This is a genomic window from Amycolatopsis sp. WAC 04169 (assembly GCF_003947535.1).
In the GTDB taxonomy this organism is placed as follows: domain Bacteria; phylum Actinomycetota; class Actinomycetes; order Mycobacteriales; family Pseudonocardiaceae; genus Amycolatopsis; species Amycolatopsis keratiniphila.
On the sequence record NZ_QHJI01000065.1, the window covers coordinates 1 to 647 of the forward strand.

Consider the following 647-nt stretch of genomic DNA (forward strand, 5'->3'; position numbering starts at 1 on the left):
GGTGACGGTCTGGATCGCGCCGCGCGGCCGTGTCGCGAAAGCCACTCTCCGGGCGTCTGATGTCCCGAAAGTGGTTTTCGCGACACCGACACCGGCTCCGGCTGGATCTGCCGCATAGCCGACAGTTCAGCTGCCGAAAGCGGCGCGAAGCGACCTCTCGTACTCCTGGCGCGAGAACGTCAGAACACCCATTGTGTCGTAGTTTCAGTCCCGGTACGTCTTCCGGCGATCCGACCACGTCACCGTGTCTTCACCCGCCTCGGTCGTCGCGCCGAGTGCCCGGGACTCCTCGATACCGCACGCGCACCCCAGCAAGAGTTACTCGGCGTCGTCCGCGCCATGCGGAACGCGATCCGGCGCTTCGCCTAGTAGATGCCCGGCGGAAAGGTGCGTCGAATTCGCGTAATCCCCAGCGAGCAAGGGCGCGGGCTCCGTCGGGAACTCCTCGCTGCGCTCCTTCTGTTCCGCGAGCGCGTCGGGAAGTTCGTCCTCGCGCACCAGGTCCAGGAAGTAAACGCCGTCGATCAGGAATTCGAGCCACGTTTCCCGCTCGTCCGGTCGCCTCGGCTCCGTGGAAAACCGGCGGAACTCGATCTCACGCATGAGCACACGGTAGGCATCGGCGACGGCCGCCATCGCCGATTGGC

Annotated in this window: 1 protein-coding gene; it reads right to left on the bottom strand. The window is 65.5% G+C overall.

The window, feature by feature from the left end:
- Positions 1–318 precede the first annotated feature (318 nt).
- Positions 319–647, bottom strand: a 329-nt coding sequence (locus tag DMC61_RS41020) for a hypothetical protein (RefSeq protein WP_233595121.1), incomplete at its 5' end; no start/stop codon positions are given.